Origin of the sequence: Breznakia blatticola (assembly GCF_004365815.1) — a bacterium.
Classification (GTDB): Bacteria; Bacillota_I; Bacilli_A; order Erysipelotrichales; family Erysipelotrichaceae; genus Breznakia; species Breznakia blatticola.
In genome coordinates this window covers 12,490-30,756 of sequence record NZ_SODD01000030.1, presented here as the reverse complement: position 1 = coordinate 30,756, position 18,267 = coordinate 12,490, and the positions used below count along the sequence as shown (strand labels likewise).

At 34.4% G+C, this 18,267-nt stretch carries 20 protein-coding genes; 19 read left to right on the top strand and 1 reads right to left on the bottom strand.

Annotated features, from left to right (window positions below):
- Positions 1-252: 252 nt before the first annotated feature.
- On the bottom strand, positions 253-870 hold the full coding sequence (gene rpsD / locus EDD63_RS08250; RefSeq protein ID WP_134170339.1) for a 30S ribosomal protein S4: 618 nt from the start codon (positions 868-870) through the stop codon (positions 253-255).
- 329 nt (positions 871-1,199) lie between these two features.
- Between rpsD and EDD63_RS08245 the strand changes: the two genes are divergently transcribed.
- From EDD63_RS08245 to EDD63_RS08155, 19 genes are all read left to right on the top strand, one after another.
- A complete protein-coding gene (locus tag EDD63_RS08245; protein WP_166667590.1) occupies positions 1,200-2,912 on the top strand; it encodes a septation ring formation regulator EzrA in 1,713 nt (570 codons plus the stop codon).
- Entirely contained in the window at positions 2,893-4,038 is a 1,146-nt protein-coding gene (locus EDD63_RS08240; RefSeq protein WP_134170335.1) for a cysteine desulfurase family protein, read from the top strand. Before EDD63_RS08245 ends, EDD63_RS08240 begins: the two co-directional genes overlap by 20 nt.
- Entirely contained in the window at positions 4,022-5,236 is a 1,215-nt protein-coding gene (gene thiI, locus EDD63_RS08235; RefSeq protein ID WP_134170333.1) for a tRNA uracil 4-sulfurtransferase ThiI, read from the top strand. The genes EDD63_RS08240 and thiI overlap by 17 nt, the downstream gene beginning before the upstream one ends.
- Complete coding sequence (locus EDD63_RS08230) at positions 5,236-6,012, top strand: putative RNA methyltransferase (RefSeq protein WP_134170331.1); 777 nt, start codon at positions 5,236-5,238, stop codon at positions 6,010-6,012. Before thiI ends, EDD63_RS08230 begins: the two co-directional genes overlap by 1 nt.
- 101 nt (positions 6,013-6,113) lie before the next feature.
- Positions 6,114-6,944 (top strand): HAD family hydrolase, encoded by an 831-nt coding sequence (locus tag EDD63_RS08225; RefSeq protein ID WP_134170329.1) that lies wholly within the window; start codon positions 6,114-6,116, stop codon positions 6,942-6,944.
- Positions 6,945-7,256: 312 nt separating this feature from the next.
- Positions 7,257-9,203, top strand: a complete 1,947-nt coding sequence (locus EDD63_RS08220) for a bifunctional metallophosphatase/5'-nucleotidase (RefSeq protein ID WP_134170327.1) — start codon at positions 7,257-7,259, stop codon at positions 9,201-9,203.
- A gap of 97 nt (positions 9,204-9,300) precedes the next feature.
- On the top strand, positions 9,301-9,657 hold the full coding sequence (locus EDD63_RS08215) for an iron chaperone (RefSeq protein ID WP_134170325.1): 357 nt from the start codon (positions 9,301-9,303) through the stop codon (positions 9,655-9,657).
- 50 nt (positions 9,658-9,707) lie between these two features.
- A complete protein-coding gene (gene ffh, locus EDD63_RS08210) occupies positions 9,708-11,126 on the top strand; it encodes a signal recognition particle protein (RefSeq protein WP_134170323.1) in 1,419 nt (472 codons plus the stop codon).
- A gap of 52 nt (positions 11,127-11,178) precedes the next feature.
- On the top strand, positions 11,179-11,736 hold the full coding sequence (gene efp, locus EDD63_RS08205; protein ID WP_134170321.1) for an elongation factor P: 558 nt from the start codon (positions 11,179-11,181) through the stop codon (positions 11,734-11,736).
- 97 nt (positions 11,737-11,833) lie between these two features.
- Entirely contained in the window at positions 11,834-12,676 is an 843-nt protein-coding gene (locus tag EDD63_RS08200; RefSeq protein ID WP_134170319.1) for a hypothetical protein, read from the top strand.
- Between the two features lie 15 nt (positions 12,677-12,691).
- Positions 12,692-13,357: a (d)CMP kinase gene (gene cmk, locus EDD63_RS08195; RefSeq protein WP_134170317.1), complete on the top strand. Its 666-nt coding sequence runs from the start codon at positions 12,692-12,694 to the stop codon at positions 13,355-13,357.
- Positions 13,350-14,654 carry a ribosome biogenesis GTPase Der gene (gene der, locus EDD63_RS08190; RefSeq protein ID WP_134170315.1) on the top strand — a complete coding sequence of 435 codons (1,305 nt, stop codon included), beginning with the start codon at positions 13,350-13,352 and terminating at the stop codon, positions 14,652-14,654. The genes cmk and der overlap by 8 nt, the downstream gene beginning before the upstream one ends.
- Before the next feature lie 36 nt (positions 14,655-14,690).
- Complete coding sequence (locus EDD63_RS08185; protein WP_134170313.1) at positions 14,691-15,683, top strand: NAD(P)H-dependent glycerol-3-phosphate dehydrogenase; 993 nt, start codon at positions 14,691-14,693, stop codon at positions 15,681-15,683.
- A 4-nt stretch (positions 15,684-15,687) separates the two neighbouring features.
- Positions 15,688-16,407, top strand: a complete 720-nt coding sequence (locus EDD63_RS08180; protein ID WP_134170311.1) for a tRNA threonylcarbamoyladenosine dehydratase — start codon at positions 15,688-15,690, stop codon at positions 16,405-16,407.
- A 96-nt stretch (positions 16,408-16,503) separates the two neighbouring features.
- Positions 16,504-16,785 carry an HU family DNA-binding protein gene (locus tag EDD63_RS08175; protein WP_134170309.1) on the top strand — a complete coding sequence of 94 codons (282 nt, stop codon included), beginning with the start codon at positions 16,504-16,506 and terminating at the stop codon, positions 16,783-16,785.
- Between the two features lie 53 nt (positions 16,786-16,838).
- A complete protein-coding gene (locus EDD63_RS08170; RefSeq protein ID WP_134170307.1) occupies positions 16,839-17,120 on the top strand; it encodes a hypothetical protein in 282 nt (93 codons plus the stop codon).
- A 12-nt stretch (positions 17,121-17,132) separates the two neighbouring features.
- Complete coding sequence (locus EDD63_RS08165) at positions 17,133-17,663, top strand: ClbS/DfsB family four-helix bundle protein (RefSeq protein WP_134170305.1); 531 nt, start codon at positions 17,133-17,135, stop codon at positions 17,661-17,663.
- A 5-nt stretch (positions 17,664-17,668) separates the two neighbouring features.
- The gene (locus EDD63_RS08160) at positions 17,669-17,962 is read left to right on the top strand and encodes a DUF1905 domain-containing protein (RefSeq protein ID WP_134170303.1); all 294 of its coding nucleotides are present in this window, start codon (positions 17,669-17,671) and stop codon (positions 17,960-17,962) included.
- A 17-nt stretch (positions 17,963-17,979) separates the two neighbouring features.
- On the top strand, positions 17,980-18,207 hold the full coding sequence (locus EDD63_RS08155; RefSeq protein ID WP_134170301.1) for a hypothetical protein: 228 nt from the start codon (positions 17,980-17,982) through the stop codon (positions 18,205-18,207).
- Positions 18,208-18,267 lie beyond the last annotated feature (60 nt).

Here is an 18,267-nt window from a genome sequence, read left to right as displayed (position 1 = left end):
AAAAAGTCAATTTATAGTTTCCAAGATTATCTCAATGGAAATAATAAAATGACTTTTTCTTTGTTTTTCTAGTCATATCTATTTGATGTTTAACAGTTCACTACGCTTAGCGGTAACACCTGCGGTTGGACTTTCACCAACTAGATATGCACCATGCCTGGCACACCTAAAAAAAATAACGTCACTACATATACGTAGGGCGTTATTTTAAAAAAAGAGCAGTACAGAATCTGTCTTGCTCTTTGGATGGTATTATAATTGACGGTTGTAGAACTCTACAATTAATAGTTCGTTAATTTCTGAGTTTAATTCATTTCTTTCAGGTGTACGAACATAAGTACCTTTTTTCGCGTTTTTGTCAACGTCTACGAATGCAGGTGCCTTGTATACTGCTTCTAATGAATCGTTGATTAGTTGTAAGTTTCTAGATTTTTCTTTTACTTCAACTACTTGTCCAGGTTTTACTTGGTATGATGGAATATCAACTTTTTTACCATCTACTAAGAAGTGTCCGTGGTTTACTAATTGACGAGCTGCTCTACGAGTAGGTGCAAATCCCATACGGTAAACTACGTTATCAAGTCTAGCCTCTAATAAGAATAAGAAGTTTTCACCTGTAACACCTTTCATTTTAATCGCACGTTTGTACGTGTTGAAGAATTGACGTTCGTTCATTTGGTACATGTAACGTAAACGTTGTTTTTCACGTAACTGTAAACCGTAGTTAGTTAACTTAATTCTTTTTGTAGGACCGTGTTGTCCTGGTGCGTATTGACGTTGTTTTCCTTTAGAAAATTCTTTTCCACTTTCTAAAATTGAGAAACTAAGACGTCTTGCTGTTTTAAAAACAGGTTTTGTAATTCTAGCCATTAATGTTTCCTCCTATATTGCTTTACAAATGCAAAACAATAACAGTACAAATTATTCTATAAGGGTGTTTGGAGTTATGTAGTTTCGTTCAAGTAAGGCAGCCGAATTACTCCTATCTCGCAAGTGCGATCCAAACGCTGATTTATAAAACTTTGCATGCTGCTATTAATGATGCCTGTTTACTTTATCAAATCAGTAGGTAAATGTCAAATATATTCTTTACTTATCGATTATTTTGATGTTTTTTCTTCCGCTAATTATGATACAATAATCGCAGAGGTGTTGATATGGAAAATTTCATTAATTTTTTTAAACAGAATGTTTCAATTATGGGGATATTAATTGTAGGTATTATCCTAATTGCATTCATTATTATAATATTAATCGTTCGTTCAATTCGATTAAAACGTGCAAAAAAGGATTTTGATGCACTAGAATTACGTTTTACTGAACTTAAAGGAATTCCTTTATCATTCAAACTAAATAAAGCTGTATCATTAAGCAAGGTAAATACAAACTTAAAAGATGATGTGGTTTCATTTCAAGAAGAATACGAAAAAACACAAGAAGGTCTAAAAGAGTATAGTGTATTACTTGCTGAAACTGATGATTTTATCTTCTCAAAGAAAATCAAGAAGGCAAATCAATGTATCAATCAACTAGAACCAGTTGTTGCAAACACAAGTCGTATTGTTTTGGCTCTTGATGCAAAACTAGAAAAGGTTTTGGAACAAGAAAATACACAGCGTGAAAGCATCAATACATTAAAAGAACGCTTTCGTGTTCTAAAAAGGGAATTGATGGAACACCGTAGTGACTATCATACAAGTATTGAAAATCTAGATTCCTCGATTAAAAATATCGAAGAGATGTTCTCGATTTTTGAAGAATGGATGTTTGCAAGTGAGTTTGATAAAGCTGCAGATAAACAAATGGAAATTCAAGTAGAAATTGAAAACTTGGAACATGCATTACATGCACTTCCTGATTATTACCAACAATTGAAAGGTACACTTACTGCTGCAACTGATGAACTTACATATTTATACAGTTCAAGTAAAGCCAAAGGTGTATACTTAGACCACTTAGATATTGATAAACGTTTAGAAGTCATTCGCGAACTATTAAGTGAAAGTCTAGCAAAACTAAGCGATGTTGATTTACCAACCATTGAAAAAGACATTGATGATCTAGAAGTACGTATTGTTTCAGTGAAAGAAGATATTGATAAAGAAAATGATGCATATGTTCAACTACATGAAAAGGTAAGTCCACTATTTGAACGTGTAAAAGATTTAAATAAACGTTATGAAATCATTCGTGAACTATATGACCGTGTAAATGTGCGCTTTGGTTTTGATAATTGGACAGCACGTTTAGAAAAAGATGAAGTGATGCTTGATGAGTTAAATGAACAACGTTTCCGTTTAGAGAAAGTAATTAGCGAAAACACGGTTCCATTTTCAACGCTATTCCTATCGTACGAAGAATTGGATACAATGGTTCAAAAGTTGGAAATTGAATGTAAAGAAATGCAACAACGTTTAGAATCTGCATGCAGTGATGAAGAACGTGCGAAAGAACAAATGATTAAATTACAATTAATCGTAAATGAAATTCGCATCAAAATCGAAAAAAATCATTTGCCAAATGTAAGTGAAAAATACGATGATGACTTAATCATGGCAAACAAGCACATTGAAGATATTAAAGCGATTTTACTTATTACACCATTAAATGTAGAAGCTTTAAATGCAAAGATTGAAGAAAGTATTGATTATATCTATACGTTATACAACTCAGTGAATAACTTAGTTGGTATGGCAATTATGGTGGAAAATGCAATTTTATTTGGAAACAAATATCGTAGTGAATATGCAGAAGTAGACAATGAATTAACAAGAGCAGAATTATGTTTCAATAATGGACAATATACAAAATCACTAAAGATTGCAATGAACATTATTGAAAAGTTACACCCAGGGGTTTATGAAAACCTGGTAAAGAAAGGCGTCGATATCAATGAAGCCATCCAAATCTAGTATCTATTTAGATTACGCTTCAACAACACCAATCAGAAAAGAGGTTTTGGATACATATCAAGTATGTGTCCAAAACTACTTTTATAATTCCGAGAGTGTATATACGCCAGCTTTACAAGTACACGATTATGTAGAAGCAAGTCGCAAGAAAATTGCCGAGATGTTACAAGTTCATAGTGATGAAGTCTTCTTTATGTCAGGAGCTAGCGAAGCAAATTCACTAGCAATTACTGGATACGCATTAAAGAATCAACACAAGGGAAAACACTTGATAACAACAAAGATTGAACATTCATCCATCTTGCATGCTTTTGAGCAACTAGAGGCCTTATTTGGCTTTGAGGTAACGTATTTAGATGTAAATAAAGAAGGACTTGTAAGTCTAGAACAAGTTCAACAAGCCATTCGCAAAGATACGATACTACTTTCCATTATGGCAATTAACAATGAAGTAGGAAGTATCCAACCAATTGAGAAAATTGCAGATTATATAAAAAGTCAGACACGCATTTGTATGATGAGTGATGGAGTACAGCTAATTGGAAAGCACGATCTTTCATTACGTAATATTGATCTATTTACTTTTACAACCCACAAAATTTATGGGGTAAAAGGATGCGGAATTTTAATTAAGAAAAGAAACATTGAGTTAGTTCCAATTGTTCATGGCGGAGCACAAGAGCAAGGATTGCGTGGTGGTACAATTGATGCACCAAGTTGTATTGTTGCGGCAAAAACTTTGCGTTTAATTCAATTGGAACAACAAAAAAGCTACCGACATGTAGTACAATTGCGTGATATGATATTTGATGCATTAGCACAAATGGAACAAGTACATCTAAATTCTACGCGTGCTTGTTCACCATATATTATTAATTTCTCTGTCCATACGATGAATTCAGAAATCTTGATGAATGCATTAAATGAAAGAGGAATCTATATTTCAAGTCAAAGTGCTTGTTCCACACGCACAAAGAGTCCATCTCATACACTATTAGCAATGGGTTATGATGAAAAACATGCACTTAGTGCAGTAAGAATCTCTTTATCGCACTTGACAACAAAAGAAGAAGTGTCTATCTTATTAGAGAATCTAAAGGAGATTTTATATGCATACAGCACCTAATGAATACAACCATATCCTCATTCGTTTTGGGGAATTATCAACAAAAGGTAAAAATAAAAAAGACTTTATTCGTCAATTAATGATGAATGTAAAAAAATCACTACGCGAGTTTGAACACTTAGAATATGAAAAAGGTCATGATCGCATGTATATCTTACTGAATGGGGAAGACTATAAAGCCGTTAGCAAGCGTCTACAGTGCGTATTTGGGATTTCTAGTTTCTCGTTAGCTAAGAAAGTGCCTAGTGAACTGGATGCCATTATTGAAGCGGCATATGCTGTAGCCTTACAAGCAAGTAGTGATATTCATACATTTAAAATGGATACACGTAGACATCACAAGCCATTTTTATATTCAAGTGATGAAATTAATCGTGCTTGTGCTACAAAGATCCTACAAAACACAGAATTAAAAGTAAACGTTAAAAAACCAGATTTACGTATTCAAGTTGAAGTGCGTGAATTTTATACCTATGTAATGAGTGATAAAATCAAAGGTGCTGGTGGGTATCCAGTAGGAAGTAGCGGAAAAGCGTTGGTTATGTTATCAGGTGGTATTGATTCACCTGTAGCTTGTTATGAAATGATGAAACGTGGAGTTGCAATTGAATGTATTCACTATGCATCACCACCATACACAAGCGTACAAGCCTTAAATAAAGTAAAAGCACTAGCTAGTAAGCTTGCACTATATCAAGGACATATTCGCTTACATGTAGTCCCATTTACACAAATGCAATTAGCGATATACAAAAACTGCTATGAAAGTTATGCAATCACAGTGATGCGTCGTATGATGTACCGTATGGCCCAACAAATCGCAGAAAAGCAAAATTGTTTAGCGATTGTAAACGGTGAAAGTTTAGGTCAAGTAGCTAGTCAAACACTAGAATCAATGAATGTTATTGGTAAAGTTGTAGATATTCCTGTACTTCGCCCAATTGTTTGTCACGATAAATTGGAAATTATCGATATTGCACAAAAAATTGATACATATGATATTTCAATTCAACCATTTGAGGACTGTTGTACAATCTTTACACCAAAGAAACCAACAACAAAACCAAATATTGCAAAAGTTGAAAAAATGGAAGCACATTTTGATTGGCAAAGCGAACTGGATACAGCTGTAGCAACAACTGAATCAGAAAACATTTATTACAATCAAGTATTCCAAGATGAAGAGGATTTATTTTAATGTTAGTTTGTCCAGTATGTCATCATGATTTACACAAACAAGAGCATCGATATACTTGTAAGAATCATCATATGTATGATATTGCAAAAGAAGGATATGTAAACCTCTATTTAAAAAGCGCAAAAACTTCTGGTGATGAACTGGCAATGGTCCAAGCCAGAAGGCTTTTTTTAAGTAAGGGATACTATACTATCCTCCAACAAAAATTAATCAATATCATTAAAGATTTACATCCACGTATGATTGTTGATGCTGGTTGTGGAGAAGGGTATTATACAAATGCGATTGCACAAGCTTTACCAGATACAACCATATATGGAGTGGATCTTAGCAAACGTGCACTTAAATATGCTGCAAAGCGTACCAAGTATGTAGAGTATGTCTTAAGTAGTATATTTCATATGCCTATAAAAGCACATCAAGCAGATATCTTACTCAATGTATTTGCACCATTTGCATATGAAGAATATACACGAATGATTCATGATAAAGGGTATCTTATATGTGTAGAACCTGGAACCAATCATTTAATGCAATTAAAACAAGTGTTATACGAAACACCCTACCAGAATGAAGAAACAATGCACGAGCAACTATCCGTTATTGATCGTATCTATGTAAAAGATCAAATTACTTGTCCAAACCACGATCTACAAGCACTGTTCATGATGACGCCGTATTACCATAAAACAAGTAAAGAGGCTAGTTTACGATTAGAATCAATCGAAGTACTTGATATCGACATTGAATTTGTAATTACGATCTATCAAAAATAAGTAATGAGACATATTTTTATGTCTTTTTATTTTGTGGACTCTATAGTTACTAGAGGGTTTATAATAAAGGTATACAAACGAAATAAAGGAGAGTCTTTATAATGGAAAATTTACAGTTAGTTATTTGTGATATTGATAATACACTTGTCTCACCACTAACACATGAAATGCAAGAGTATACCAAGCAAGTGATTTCCAAATTGCATGCACATGGTGTACATTTTGGTCTTGCATCTGGTCGTCCCTTAGATGAAATTGAAGCACAAGTAAAACGTTGGGGATTAGAAAAAGAAACAACGATGCTTTTAGGTTTAAATGGTTGTCAGTTATGGGATGGAAATGATCGTAGTTATCATTCCTATTATTTACTAGAAACCGCTTGGATTAAGGAAATTTTAGAATTGATGGAACCTTTCAATTTAAATCCTTACATGTATTTGGACGGTGGTCGTTTTCTAGCGACACGAATGGATGAAATGGTACAGTATTCTGCAGATAAAGTAGGGAAGACCATTGTTTTAGTTGATGATAAAAGTGAGTTTTATAAAGAGAAAAATGCAAAGATTATGTTTCGAATTGATGAAGACAAAATGCCAGAGATTGAAGCATATGTAAAACAACACGAATCAAATAATTATAAAGCATTCAAAACGCAGACAACAATGCTAGAATTTGCCAATAGCAATGTCTCAAAAGCATTTGCGATGAAGGAATACTGCAAACGTAATCACATCGATGTCGCAAACGTGATGGCTTTTGGTGATATGTCAAATGATAATGACATGCTTGAAGCAAGCGGACTTGGCGTTTGCTTATTAAATGGTAGTGAAGACACCAAAGCAATTGCCGATGTGATTACAGAAAAAACTTGTGATGAAGAAGGCTTTGCACATTTTATAGAAACACATGTATTTGCACCAAAAGGATGGTAAATTTGTAATCGCTTTCATTTAATCTGTGAGAATGATTGACATGCTTACTTGGCTTTGTTATGATGAATTTACAAAAGAACAGGATAGTGATTGCATAAGCAAGCTAAACCTATACATCGACAGTTTTTGTCTACGTATAGGTTTTTTTATGTTCATATTTTAAGATACGGTAAAAACAAGCACAGAAAGGAAGGTGAAAAACAGCTTGTAAATATACATAAATCAAGTAGCAATATGCATTTAGGGGAATCATATTGTGAAAGGATTTACATTTTACAGGGAGAAACTAACACATAAAAGAGGGAACAAAAAATGAAAAGATTAAAAAAAATAGTACTTAGTTTATTTGTAACAATCAGCATGTTTTCACTTGTTGTACCATCAACATTACGGCAAGTTCATGCTTTAGATTTCGATAAGAAAATTACAATCATTCACACAAATGATGTGCATAGTTTTGTTGATGTAGAACCATACGTAAAAGGCTATGCTAACAAATTAGAAGCGGCAGGTGAAGCATATACAATCGTTTCTGCCGGAGACGCATTTGCTGGAACTTCATTTGCTTCTATGTCACGAGGATTAGATGTTGCCACAGTGATGAATGCAGTTGGTTACGATATGATGACATTAGGTAATCATGAATATGCGATGAAATTTGATATGCTTAGCGATATTGTCGATGCAGCAAATTTCCCAATTTTAGGAGCCAATGCTGAACCAGATTTATTAGCGGCAATTCCTGATGTGGAAGAGTATGTAATTAAAGACTATAACGGGATTAAAATTGCATACTTAGGATTAACAACTGCATATAATCCTGAAGGATTTGGAGCACGTACAGTCGCAAAAGCGGAAGAACTAAAAGCAAAAGCAACTGCTGAAGGTGCAACAATCTTTATCGGTGTAACACACTTAGGCGTTAAAGATTCAAATCCAGAACTGACAAGTAAATACTTAGCAGAAAAGTGCGACTGGTTTACAGCGATTGTTGATGCACACTGTCATACAGTTCATGATGGAGGCTTAATGCATAATGGTGTATTAATTGCTGAAACTGGGGAATACGGAAATAACTTTGGAGTGATGGAGTTATACCTTAAAAATGGTGAAGTCGTAGATGTTACTTCAACAATTATTCCAATAAGTGAAGCGGAATCACGTGGTATTACACCAGATGCACAAATTCAAGAAATTATTGATAATGTTCGTGCAAAAAATGAAACAATTTTAAAAGAAGTTATGTTTACTACACCAGTCGATCTAACTGGAAATCGTCAAGTGATTAGAAAACAAGAAACAAACTTAGGAAATATTGTATCTGATGCATATTTGGCAACTGCAAAAGGGAATGCAGATGTTTCATTTGCTCCAGGAGTTACCATTCGTCAAGACTTACCAAAAGGTGATGTAACATATGATGAATTATTAAATACACTTGGTTCAGAACAACGCTTGTTGTCATTTGAATTAAGTGGTAAAGAAATCTATGCTGCAATGGAAAATGCACTTGCTACATATCCGGAGGAAAACAACAATTTCCAACACTTTGCTGGAATGAAAGTGTACTTTGATCCTACAAGACCTGTAGGTGAACGTATTGAAAAAATCGTTTTAGATGATGGACGTACAGTTGAAGCAGATGTTGTGTATCGTGCGATTACTCGTGAAGATATGCTTGCTTGGTTTTTAAGTGATGAACGACTTGCCAATTTCGAATATATTGCTCATGGTTCTGTATATCCTGATTTCATTACCTATGCTAAAGCAAATGCACATACCTTTAAAGCAGAAATTGAAGGTCGATTAGTAGATACAACAAAAGTTGTTGATCACGAAGTAGAACTTCAAGTGTATGCATCAAACTTTGATATTCGCTATGATAAACTTTCAACTTTAGATCAAAAACAAATTCAAAGTCTTGCAAAGCTAACAGTTACAATTGACGGAGAAGTTGTTGATGCGTATACAGTAGATATTGATGCAGCTAGTTTAAAAGCAATCAAAGATGCAAAAAATGAAAACAAAACATATCCACTTTTCCTAACGGTTTCATACACAGATGTACAAAATGAACTATATACACAAATCGTTCAAATTGATGTACAAGTAAAAGCAGTTGATCAATCACAGCCAAGTACAACACCAAATGCAGGTGGGTCTGTTAATACATATGATCCAACAAGTATTGTACTTCTATATGGATTACTTGCATGCAGTGCCTTAGGAATTATGTATACAAGAAAACGTAAAGCATAAAACAATAAAGATGTTTCCAATTGGGAGCATCTTTTTTAGTCATTTATGTATGCATCGATAAAATATGCGTTATACTTAAGAGATAGTGAGGTGTTATATGCCAAAAACAGAAATTGAAACATATATTGAAAATGCTCCAAATGAAAGACAAGAACGTCTATGGAATCTTTATTACTTGATCAAAAAAATTATGCCTGAAGCAGAAGAACGGATTCGATATGGAATGCCTACATTTTACTGGCATACAAATGTTGTACATTTTGCACTTATGAAACAACATATAGGTCTATATCCTAGCCCTTCTGGTGTACTATATTTTCAGAAATTGGAACCAGGCTTTAAAACTGCAAAAGGAACCATCCAACTTCCTTTTACTAAAGAGATGCCGTATGATTCTATTGAAAAGATGTTAGAAAACCGTATGGATGAACTCAAAAGAAAATATTCTCAATAGCATGATAATTTGATATAATAAGATGTGGCAAAATAGAAAGGTATGATACAATGTTTGATTCATTAACAAAACGACTCAATCGAGCGTTTAAAAATATTAGTGGTAAGGGTAAACTTACTGAAAAGAACATGGATGAAATGCTTAAAGAAGTGCGCATGTCACTACTTGAAGCTGATGTTAACTACCGTGTAGTAAAAGATTTTATTGAAACAATTAAAGAGCAAGCGCTCGGACAAAAAGTTTATGATGCACTAGATCCAGCACAAATGGTTCTAAAAATCGTGCGTGATGAACTAACCAATTTATTGGGTTCAACAACTGCTGAAATCAACTATAAAGAAGATGGAATTACAACAATCATGATGGTTGGTTTACAAGGGACTGGGAAAACAACTGCATCTGCGAAAATAGCAAACTTGATGAGTAAAAAACAAGATCGTAAAGTATTGCTTGCTGCATGTGATGTGATTCGTCCTGCTGCAATTGAACAATTGCAAACACTTGGAAAACAAATTGATGTTGAAGTGTATACTGAAGGTGTCCAAGTTGATGCATTAACAACTGCGAAAAATGCTTTAGCATATGCAAAAGCTAACGGATATGATACTGTACTTTTTGATACTGCTGGTCGTCTTCATGTAGATGAAGAATTGATGAAAGAACTTGAGAAAATCAAAAAAGCAGTAAAACCAAGTGATATCCTATTAACTGTAGATGCGATGACTGGACAAGATATTGTCAATGTTGCGGAGAGTTTTAATGAGAAATTAGATGTTACTGGTTTAGTTCTTACAAAACTTGATGGAGATGCACGTGGTGGGGGAATCCTATCCGTTCGTGCAATCACACATGTCCCAGTTAAGTTTGTTGGTACAGGAGAGAAAATCGAAGACTTAGACGTGTTCCACCCAGACCGTATGGCAGAACGTATCCTAGGAATGGGAGATTTATTAACTCTACTTGAACAAGCTGAAGAAAAAATGGATCTTGATGCTGCTGAAGAGAGTTCACGTCGTATGATGGAAGGTAAATTTGACCTTAATGATATGTTGGTACAACTTGAACAAATCAACAAGATGGGATCGCTTAGCAAAATCATGAAATTAGTACCAGGTATGGGACAAATGATGGAAAGCATAGACGATATGAAAGCTGATGATCAAATGAAACATACCAAAGCGATGATTCAATCCATGACCAAATTTGAAAGAGAGAATCCAGATCAAATTCGTTCTTCTAGAAAGAGAAGAATCGCTAATGGTAGTGGACATAGTGTTGGTGATGTAAATAAACTTCTGACACAATTTGAAAAATCGAAGAAAATGATGACGATGATGGCTCGTATGTCTCAGCAAGGACAAGCACCTGATATGGCAGCTATGCAAAACATGGCACAAGGTGGTATGCCTGCAATGAACCAAATGCCAGGTAAGAAGAAATTTGTATCGAAACTTAAAAAACGTCGTTAATCTTTTAAAAAGATGAAAAAAAGTTTACAATAGACAAGAAAAAGGAGAACTTATGTTACAATCAAACGAATTAAAACCAGGAATTACATTCCAACAAGATGGAAATATTTATGTTGTACTTGACTACTCACACAACAAAACGGCTCGTAGTGCAACAACAATCAAAGCGAAAGTGCGTAACTTACGTACAGGAGCAATTACAGAGTTATCATTCAACTCATCAGATAAAGTAGAACCAGCTCACATCGATAAAAGAGAAATGCAATACTTATACGATGATGGTGAAAACTTAATTCTTATGGATAACGAAAGTTATGAACAAGTAGAACTTCCTAAAAGCAATGTAGAATGGGAAATGAACTTCTTAAAAGAAAATGACAATGTTGTTATCACTATGTTTGAAAACGAAATTCTTGGAGTCGTATTACCTGATAAAGTCGCTCTAAAAATCGTTGAAAGTGAACCAGCAGTAAAAGGAGATACAGCAACAAACGCACAAAAGAATGCTGTTCTTGAAACTGGATATAGCATCCGTGTTCCATTATTTATCGATCAAGATGAAATCATTCTTGTATCTACATCTGATGGAAAATATGCAGGGCGTGCATAAATCATAACAAAATGCTCCGAAAGGGGCTTTTTTATTGAATATCGGTATGCATGCAATTTGGAATTTGTTATAATAGACAAGTATGGAGGATTTGAAAATGAGTGAAAATTCAAGAGTAAAAAAATACGAGGCACTTCGTCAAACCTTAAATCAAAACCAAGATGATGAACAAGCTGTGCAACAAGCATTACAACAGTTAAATAAACAAGTTGAGGAAAATAAAGCACCCTCACATCAAAAACGTTCGGTAAATTATACAAACTCAGAAACAACAGGAGAGTTTAAAAACGAATACTTGGATGACTTCTTACAAGAGGTACGTGATTATAATATGAAAAAAGGTGTTCGTGAAAGTGAAGATACAAGACTTGATATCTTGCAACAATTATCAAGTAAGCAACGTCAAAAACGTGCATCATATATGGATAATGAAGCTCAAAAAACTGAGGTTCATGAAGCAAGTGGAGTGATTGAAAACCCTAGTGTGTATACAACTAACGAAATTCCGAATATCCAAGCGATGGATGAAGAAGATCGTATGTCAATGACACAAGAAATTGCACGACAAGTGCAAGATTTAATTCACCAGGAAGAAGTACAACCACTTGAAGATGTACGTGAAGAAATCGTACAACCTGAAGTAGCAGTAGAAAGTGAACAAACAATTGTTTTACCAACTGCTAAAGATGTAACAACAAACATGTCTATGCCTAGTGTTTCTAGCCAAGATGATGAAGATACAACAAATTATGATGAATTACTTGATCAAACATTGCAACTGAAAACAAAACTTCACGAGCAAGAAGAAGAAATTCATACCTTAAATGATGGAGTCGATAAAAATAACCGTCTTTTAAATATCATAATTGCAGTCTTAATCGTATTGCTACTAGCAGTAGTTGTTACTGTTGTATACTGGATTATGAACATTAAAATGTAAGAGAGGAGTTTTTGTATGATTAACATTGCGATTGATGGACCAAGCGCGGCTGGTAAAAGTACAATCGCGAAACTGTTAGCAAAACAGTTAGGTTATGTGCATATTGACACAGGGGCGATGTATCGTTGCTGTGCTTACCAAAGTCTAAAAAATAACATTGAACTAAATGATTTAATCGCATTAGATGAGATGTTGCAACACATGGAGATTTCATTTGATAAAGCAGGAAACGTATTTATCAATGGAGAAGATGTTTCTAAAAACATTCGTACCAATGAAATTAGTATGCGTACAAGTAGTATTGCTAAAATCTTACTCGTTCGTGAGAAGATGGTCGCAAAACAAAGAGAAATGGCCAAAGCTAAAGGATTTATTCTAGATGGCCGTGATATAGGAACTGTCGTATTGCCTGATGCAGAAGTAAAAATATTTATGGTTGCTTCTGTTGAAGCAAGAGCAAAACGTCGTTTTGAAGAATATAAAATGCAAGGAGTCGATGTTGATTACGATCAAATTGCCAAAGATATTGAGCAACGCGACTACCAAGATATGAATCGAGAGACATCACCGCTAAAAAAAGCAGATGATGCCATAGAAATTGATACATCTTTATTGAATATTGAACAAGTAGTCAATAAAGTGTTGTCGATTATACAAAAGAAAGAGAAACAAAATGATTAGTGGGATTACAGCAATCGTTGGTCGCCCAAATGTCGGAAAATCTACTATATTTAATCGAATGATTGGAGAACGTAAATCCATTGTTGAAGATACACCTGGTGTCACTAGAGACCGTGTGTATGCAAAAGCAGAATGGTTAACCAAAGAATTTCGAATTATTGATACTGGTGGAATTCAACTGGACAACCAACCATTTAAAGAAGAAATACAAATGCAAGTGGATATCGCTTTAGAAGAAGCTGATTCTATTGTATTTGTCGTGAGTGGAATTGATGGCGTAACAAAAGATGATGAATATATCGCTTCTTTATTACGTAAAACAAAAAAGCCAGTGATTTTGGCAGTAAATAAAATCGATGACACCCAATTACAAGCAAATATCTATGAATTCTATTCACTAGGAATTGGAGAACCAATTGCTGTCAGTGGAGTTCACGGTATTGGTATTGGTGATGTATTAGATAGCATCATTGATTCATTTGAAAATGTACAACGTAAAGATTATGATGAAATGACAAAATTTTGTATCATTGGACGTCCAAACGTTGGAAAATCAAGTTTAGTAAATGCGATCTTAAACCAAGAACGCGTTATTGTTTCTAATATTGAAGGAACTACACGAGATGCAGTAGATACACCATTCAAAGTAAATGGTAAGGATTATGTCGTTATCGATACTGCAGGTATTCGTAAGCGTGGAAAGATTTACGAAAACATCGAAAAGTATTCCATCTTACGTGCGATGGCAGCCATTGAACGTAGTGATGTTGTCCTTGTTGTGTTAGATGGTGAAAGTGGAATCCGTGAACAGGATAAACACGTCGCTGGATATGCACATGAAGCAGGGAAGGGTGTTATCATTGTTTACAACAAATGGGACACTGTCGATAAAGATGAAAAAACAATGAATCAAGTCACTGAATTGATTCGTGAAGAATTTAAATATTTAGATTATGCACCAATTGCCTTTGTAAGTGCATTAAATCGTAGTCGTATTCAAACATTAATTCCATTAATTGATGAAGTACATGATTATTCAACACTTCGTCTACCAACAAATGTTGTTAATGAAGTTATTTTGGATGCACAATTAGTTACACCACCACCTACACATAATGGAGTACGTTTACGTATTTATTATGCAAGTCAGGTAAGTGTAAGTCCACCAACCTTTGTATTATTTGTAAATAACCCGGAATTATTACATTTTTCATACAAAAGATTCTTGGAGAACCGTTTACGGGATGCGTTTAACTTTACAGGTACAACCATCCACATTAATGCTCGTGCAAGATAGAATCTTAAGAGCTTGTAAATCATTCATGGAGGAATAATGAAAGTAACAATTATTGGAAGTGGTTCATGGGGAACTGGATTAGCACAAGTGCTAGCAGACAACAATGTAGATGTCACAATATGGGGAATCGACGAAAGTCAAATTGATGATATAGCAAACAATCATCTTAACTCAACATTTTTTCCTGGGGTAAAATTAAACCCAGCAATTAAAGCGACAACAGATTTAGCTACAGTTACAGGAAGTGATATTGTTTTACTTAGTGTGCCAACAATTGCAATTCAAAGTGTTTGTGAGCAAGTTGCACCATACTTAGATAAGAAAGCAATCTTTGTGAATACTTCTAAAGGATTCCATCCTGATACAAATGCACGAATGAGCGATGTGATTCGTGCAAGTGTACCAGCTGATAAATTAAGCAGTGTTGTATCCTTAATTGGACCTAGTCATGCAGAGGAAGTAGTTGAACGTTTACTAACAACAATCACTGCAGTCTCACAAAATGAAGAAGATGCGAAAACGATACAACGTGTATTCTCAAATGACTATTTCCGTGTATATACAGGAAATGATGAAATTGGTGCTGAATTAGGTGTTGCCTTGAAAAATGCAATTGCTGTTGCAAGTGGAATCTTAGCTGGAATAGGTTATGGAGATAACACACGTGCAGCACTAATCACGCGTGGTATTGCTGAAGTTATGCGCTTTGGTAGTGCATATGGTGGTAAGAAAGAAACCTTTATGGGACTAACTGGAATTGGTGACTTAATTGTTACTGCAACTAGTAGACACTCTCGTAACTTCCAAGCAGGATATGAAATCGGTAAAGCCAATGATGCACAAATCTACTGGGATACAAACAAAAAAACCGTAGAGGGTGTTCGTACAGCAAAAGTTGTACATGAACTTGCTAAAGCCAAGAATATCGATATGCCAATTATTGAAGAAGTCTATAAGGTACTATATGAAGGTAAAGAGCCAAAACAAAGTGCAAAAGACTTAATGTTACGTGAACTTAAATCAGAATAACGTTATGGAAAATCAATTTATTCGTAGCGAAATGCTACTAACAGAAAACGGAATCAAAACCTTACAAAACAGCCATGTGGCTGTTTTTGGCGTTGGTGGAGTAGGGGGACATTGTATTGAGACATTAGTTCGCTCTGGTGTAAAAGAAGTTAGTATTATCGATAATGATACCGTGTCGTTAAGTAATCTTAACCGTCAAATTGTCGCTTTACACTCTACCATTGGTCAAAGCAAAGTAGAAGTAATGAAAAAACGTTTACTTGATATCAATCCTGATGCCATAATTCATACATATGAAACGTTTGTATTAAAGGATACAATTAATGAAATCGATTTAGTTGGAGTGGATTACATTATTGACTGTATTGATACGATGGTAGCTAAGATTTTACTTATCGAAAAAGCAAAAGAAATACAAATACCAATTATTTGTTCCATGGGAACTGGAAATAAGCTGGACCCTACAAAACTACAAATTGGTGATATTTCAAAGACGAGTTATGATCCTGTAGCTAAGGTATTACGTAGAGAATTAAAAGCTAGACATATCAAAAAAGTTGAGGTTCTTTGGTCTACAGAACAACCAATAAAACCAATGATTCCTTGGGAAGATAACCCAAATATCACCAAGCGAAACGTGCCTGGAAGCGTGGCATTTATGCCAAATATCGCTGGAATTATGCTCGCAGGGCACGTAATCTTGCAAATTATTGATAAAAAGTAGTATTTATCGTATTTTTTAGCACTTTCGTAATGTGTTTTCCTTGTTATATTTTTTTAGATAGACTATAATTAACCTAGATGTTCGGAGGTATAAGATATGGAAACATTAAACAAGAAAGCATTAGCTGAAACGTTAGCAGAAACTATTGGAATTACAAAGAAAGACGCTACTACAGCAGTTGAAACAGTATTCGCAGAAGTTACTAAAACTCTTGCAGATGGTGGTAAAGTTGATATTTCAGGATTTGGAAAATTTGAAGTAGTTGAAAGAGCTGCACGTCAAGGTGTAAACCCTGCAACTGGTGAAAAATTAACAATCGCTGCATCAAAAGCACCTAAATTCAAAGCTTCTAAAGCATTAAAAGAAGCAGTTAAGTAATTTAGATCAAAAAGGAGCCACTGTGCTTCTTTTTTTCAATTTGGAGGATAATTATGAACAATACATTGGATTTCTTTTGTAATGCACTAAGCATTGCTACTATATTATTAATGGTGATGAATCTGCTTAGAGCGAAAACACTTTTAGGTTTGGGATCTACACTTATGATTATGATTGTTTCTGGAGCAAGTGGAATCATATATGGCTATCTAGCTGATTTAACAGAATTGAATGCAATTACAACTGTGCCAGCTATTTTCATTAATCTATGTTTATTTGTTGCATATATCATTATCTACTTACAACAAAAAAATAAAGCACAAAATATTAAATAAGGGGATACTACAATGGCTAGACCAAAGACAAAAAAAGAATTGCTTGATCAAGCAACCACAGAATTTCACAAACTAGGAGAGATTATCAATAGTATGACTCCTACACAACAAGAAGCAAACTTCACGTATGATATAACTGGTAAGAAAGAAGCACACTGGGCACGTGACAAGAATTTACGCGATGTTCTTATCCATGTATATGAGTGGCAACAACTTCTCTTACACTGGTTAAAACGAAACATGGATGATGGTGAAAATACACCGTTTTTACCAGCACCATACAAATGGAACAACTATGCTGATATGAATGTCGAGTTTTGGAAAAAACACCAACAAACAAGCTTAAATGACGCGAAAAGTATGTTGTTAGCTTCACACAAGGCTGTAATTGATGTCATTGAATCACTATCTGAAGAAGTACTATTCACCAAAGCGATGTATCCTTGGGTTGGATCATCAAATATTGCAAGTTATTGTATATCAGCAACTTGTGCACATTACACATGGGCAATAAAAAAACTAAAACTTGCCTTGAAAGGATAATTACAATGAACAACATCACATTTCCATATACATTTAAAACAATTATAAAAGAAGCCACAATAGGTAAGGGAGGCGCATATATTGAAGTTCCTTTTGATATAAAGAAAGAATTTCAAAAAGGACGCTTACCAGTACATGCAACCTTTGATGGAGTTCCATACGATGGAAGTATCGTTAACATGGGATTAAAAAAAGAAAATGGTGATATTTGTTACATCTTAGGAATCACGAAAGCGATTCGAAATCAAATAGGCAAATCGATTGGTGATCAAGTAGAAGTTACTTTACAGCATCGATAGACGACTTAGGGGGATTTATGTTTAAGAATAAAAAACTACTCATTTCATACATTATCATTGTTATTATATTTTCTGTGACATTCGCAATTGGGGTATTTGATAATCCTAACTTCAATTTGCATGACTTTTGTATGAATTTAGCTTCAGAGTTCTTGGGATTACTTCTAACAATTACAGTTATTGAAATCTATATTAATGCCAGAAAAGAACATAGAGAAGCAAACAAGACAGAAAAATCTAAATAATATAAATAAAAACCCTCACTACATTTATTATAAGTAGTGGGGGTTTACTTACCTTCATAA

What these genes read in the sequence shown, in the direction of transcription:
- EDD63_RS08225 (WP_134170329.1), top strand. Translation starts at nt 6,114, where the DNA reads ATGGAAAATTTACAGTTAGTTATTTGTGATATTGATAATACACTTGTC.
- rpsD (WP_134170339.1), bottom strand. Translation starts at nt 870, where the DNA reads ATGGCTAGAATTACAAAACCTGTTTTTAAAACAGCAAGACGTCTTAGT.
- EDD63_RS08200 (WP_134170319.1), top strand. Translation starts at nt 11,834, where the DNA reads ATGAGTGAAAATTCAAGAGTAAAAAAATACGAGGCACTTCGTCAAACC.
- EDD63_RS08175 (WP_134170309.1), top strand. Translation starts at nt 16,504, where the DNA reads ATGGAAACATTAAACAAGAAAGCATTAGCTGAAACGTTAGCAGAAACT.
- EDD63_RS08230 (WP_134170331.1), top strand. Translation starts at nt 5,236, where the DNA reads ATGTTAGTTTGTCCAGTATGTCATCATGATTTACACAAACAAGAGCAT.
- der (WP_134170315.1), top strand. Translation starts at nt 13,350, where the DNA reads ATGATTAGTGGGATTACAGCAATCGTTGGTCGCCCAAATGTCGGAAAA.
- EDD63_RS08240 (WP_134170335.1), top strand. Translation starts at nt 2,893, where the DNA reads ATGAAGCCATCCAAATCTAGTATCTATTTAGATTACGCTTCAACAACA.
- EDD63_RS08165 (WP_134170305.1), top strand. Translation starts at nt 17,133, where the DNA reads ATGGCTAGACCAAAGACAAAAAAAGAATTGCTTGATCAAGCAACCACA.
- EDD63_RS08160 (WP_134170303.1), top strand. Translation starts at nt 17,669, where the DNA reads ATGAACAACATCACATTTCCATATACATTTAAAACAATTATAAAAGAA.
- thiI (WP_134170333.1), top strand. Translation starts at nt 4,022, where the DNA reads ATGCATACAGCACCTAATGAATACAACCATATCCTCATTCGTTTTGGG.
- EDD63_RS08180 (WP_134170311.1), top strand. Translation starts at nt 15,688, where the DNA reads ATGGAAAATCAATTTATTCGTAGCGAAATGCTACTAACAGAAAACGGA.
- cmk (WP_134170317.1), top strand. Translation starts at nt 12,692, where the DNA reads ATGATTAACATTGCGATTGATGGACCAAGCGCGGCTGGTAAAAGTACA.
- EDD63_RS08185 (WP_134170313.1), top strand. Translation starts at nt 14,691, where the DNA reads ATGAAAGTAACAATTATTGGAAGTGGTTCATGGGGAACTGGATTAGCA.
- efp (WP_134170321.1), top strand. Translation starts at nt 11,179, where the DNA reads ATGTTACAATCAAACGAATTAAAACCAGGAATTACATTCCAACAAGAT.
- EDD63_RS08245 (WP_166667590.1), top strand. Translation starts at nt 1,200, where the DNA reads ATGGGGATATTAATTGTAGGTATTATCCTAATTGCATTCATTATTATA.
- EDD63_RS08155 (WP_134170301.1), top strand. Translation starts at nt 17,980, where the DNA reads ATGTTTAAGAATAAAAAACTACTCATTTCATACATTATCATTGTTATT.
- EDD63_RS08170 (WP_134170307.1), top strand. Translation starts at nt 16,839, where the DNA reads ATGAACAATACATTGGATTTCTTTTGTAATGCACTAAGCATTGCTACT.
- EDD63_RS08220 (WP_134170327.1), top strand. Translation starts at nt 7,257, where the DNA reads ATGAAAAGATTAAAAAAAATAGTACTTAGTTTATTTGTAACAATCAGC.
- EDD63_RS08215 (WP_134170325.1), top strand. Translation starts at nt 9,301, where the DNA reads ATGCCAAAAACAGAAATTGAAACATATATTGAAAATGCTCCAAATGAA.
- ffh (WP_134170323.1), top strand. Translation starts at nt 9,708, where the DNA reads ATGTTTGATTCATTAACAAAACGACTCAATCGAGCGTTTAAAAATATT.